The following is a 2590-nucleotide window of genomic DNA, read 5'->3' as shown; positions in this document are numbered from 1 at the left end:
GGGAGCCGCAGATTTTACGCAAGCGTTTTTATCGCCTTTTTTGCATTTAATTTTTACCCCAAAGATACACAAGCCAGACCCACAGGTTACCCACAAAAGCCTGTGGACAAGTCATTTTTTTACCTCGATTACTAAACTATTTCTCAAGCTTATGCTAAGTTGCGCGACAGATTTAAACTCGTTGATTAGGCAAATAGCATGACAGATATAATAAACAGTATAAGCAGCCTCTTATGGGGCCATGTTTTAGTATACTTATTAATAGCAGCAGGGCTGTTTTTCACCATTCGCCTTCGCTTTATTCAATTTGTACAGTTTCCTCACATGATAAAAGTGATGTTTTTGAGTCGTAGAGGTTCAGGCGATGGCATCTCTTCATTCCAAGCCTTTTGTACTTCACTCGCAGCGCGTGTTGGTACTGGTAATATGGCAGGTGTTGCAGTTGCACTTTATTTAGGTGGTGCTGGGGCTATTTTTTGGATGTGGCTTATTGCTTTAATTGGTATGGCGACTAGTTTTGCCGAGAGCACATTAGCGCAAGCTTATAAAACGCGTGATGAACAGGGGAACTTTCGTGGTGGCCCTGCTTATTATATGGAATATGGTTTAGGTAAGCGCTGGATGGGCGTTATTTTTTCACTGTGTTTAATATTAGCGTTTGGTTTTGTATTTAACGCAGTGCAATCAAACTCTATTGCAGCTGCATTTAAAGTCGCTTTTGATATTCCGAACTATGTAGTAGGTATTGCTTTAGTTATTGGCTCTGGGATCATTATTTTTGGCGGTTTAAAAACTATTTCTCGATTTGCAGAAATGGTAGTGCCTTTTATGGCTCTTGCTTATTTACTAGTGGCTTTGTACGTTTGTGCTTTAAATTACTCTGAGCTACCTGGTGTTTTTATGCATGTTATAAATAGTGCATTTGGCATTGAGCAAGCAGGCGCAGGCGCAATTGGCTACGGCGTTATGCAAGCGATGATTCAAGGCATTAAACGTGGCTTGTTCTCAAACGAAGCGGGTATGGGTAGCGCTGCTAACGCAGCTGCAACAGCAACACCTAACCCTCCCCACCCTGCTTCACAAGGGTATGTGCAAATGTTAGGCGTTTTTGTTGATACTATTGTAATTTGTAGCGCTACTGCGGCATTAATTTTATTATCACAACAACTTACTGCTGGCTCTGGTTTAACGGGCATAGCTTTAACTCAAGCAGCACTTGAGGAGCATGTAGGTAGCTGGGGTGCAATATTCGTTGCGATTGCTATTTTATTCTTTGCTTTCACATCTATTGTTGCTAATTACTCTTATGCAGAAACAAATTTATTATTTTTAGAGCATAACCATGCATACGGCATGTTGATTTTTAGATTGTTAGTATTAGGTATGGTGATGTTTGGCGCTATGGGTGAGCTACCATTAGTGTGGACTTTAGCTGATATATCTATGGGGTTAATGGCTATTGTGAACGTTATAGCATTATTTATGTTGTCAGGCGTAGTTGTTTGGCTTGCTAAAGACTACAACACGCAACGTCGTGCTGGGAAGTTACCAACCTTCGATCCAACTAAAAATAAGCATCTTGATAAAACAATTCCAAAAGGGATTTGGCATAAGTAATTATAGCTAATATTGGTTAAATTAAAGGGAAGCTATATTGCTTCCCTTTTTTTGCTTTTAAAACACACCCATTACTGGTTCGCTTTTACATACCTAATTACGCTTCACTCTACACCTTCGTACAATAACCTAAGCCTCAGAGACGCATGAGACCTAACCTCCCCCTCTAAACTTAGTAACGATGATCTGGCGATTTAAATGGTAACGCTTTGCCGATTACTTATTGCTAACGCCTAGTAATCGCTACTCATGGTAAGCATTTAGTTTTGCATTGTAATACGTTCTCATGCGGTAAATACAAAACCCTATACTAGTGTATAGAGTCCTCATGTTTTGATTAGTATTCTAACTAGATGAAGTGTAGCCATGTAGCTAAGCGCTGCGGCGTTATTTCGTTACGGGATCTTTGGCATTATCAGCAAGTGTGGCTATTTAAATACGTGTAATAACAATAAATAGCTAATTGCTTAATTGGAAATACTTATTTAGGTAAGGCTGTAGACTTTAAGATATAAATAAGCACTGAATCTAGCGTTATTTAAGGTAACTATTCACTTAACAGACTGGGTTTTATTGTAGTAACAAGATGTGTAGTTTTATTATAACGAATTGATGCGTAAATACTGACTAATGTTATTGCCAGCTTATAGCATTGTTATAAGTAGTAATAGCAAGAAAGTGGTGCCCGAGGCCGGAATTGAACCGGCACGACTTGTTAGTCGAGGGATTTTAAATCCCTTGTGTCTACCAATTCCACCACTCGGGCATCGAGTTTGCTAATTAAAGCGTGTGGAGTAAATTATATGGAGGCGGAACCCGGAGTCGAACCGAGGTAAACGGATTTGCAATCCGGTGCATGGCCACTCTGCCATTCCGCCTAAATGTATCCAAATAATTTGGAGCGGCACACGAGGCTCGAACTCGTGACCTCGACCTTGGCAAGGTCGCGCTCTACCAACTGAGCTAGTGCCGC

1 protein-coding gene and 3 tRNA genes are annotated in these 2590 nt (G+C 40.4%); 1 reads left to right on the top strand and 3 read right to left on the bottom strand.

Going from position 1 to position 2590, the window contains the following annotated elements:
• Positions 1 to 198 precede the first annotated feature (198 nt).
• Positions 199 to 1617 carry an alanine/glycine:cation symporter family protein gene (locus AAEZ18_RS18180; RefSeq protein WP_011328579.1) on the top strand — a complete coding sequence of 473 codons (1419 nt, stop codon included), beginning with the start codon at positions 199 to 201 and terminating at the stop codon, positions 1615 to 1617.
• Positions 1618 to 2296: 679 nt separating this feature from the next.
• Here AAEZ18_RS18180 and AAEZ18_RS18175 read toward each other — a convergent pair.
• The 3 genes from AAEZ18_RS18175 to AAEZ18_RS18165 all read right to left on the bottom strand — a co-directional run bounded on the left by AAEZ18_RS18175 (position 2297) and on the right by AAEZ18_RS18165 (position 2590).
• Positions 2297 to 2383: transfer RNA gene (locus AAEZ18_RS18175), tRNA-Leu, on the bottom strand.
• A gap of 38 nt (positions 2384 to 2421) precedes the next feature.
• A tRNA-Cys gene (locus tag AAEZ18_RS18170) sits at positions 2422 to 2495 on the bottom strand.
• A 19-nt stretch (positions 2496 to 2514) separates the two neighbouring features.
• Positions 2515 to 2590, bottom strand: a tRNA-Gly gene (locus AAEZ18_RS18165).

This window comes from Pseudoalteromonas sp. 19-MNA-CIBAN-0066 (assembly GCF_040308705.1).
Taxonomy (GTDB): Bacteria; Pseudomonadota; Gammaproteobacteria; order Enterobacterales; family Alteromonadaceae; genus Pseudoalteromonas; species Pseudoalteromonas nigrifaciens.
The sequence above is the reverse complement of the archived record's forward strand: the minus strand, read 5'-3'. Positions and strand labels throughout refer to the sequence as shown.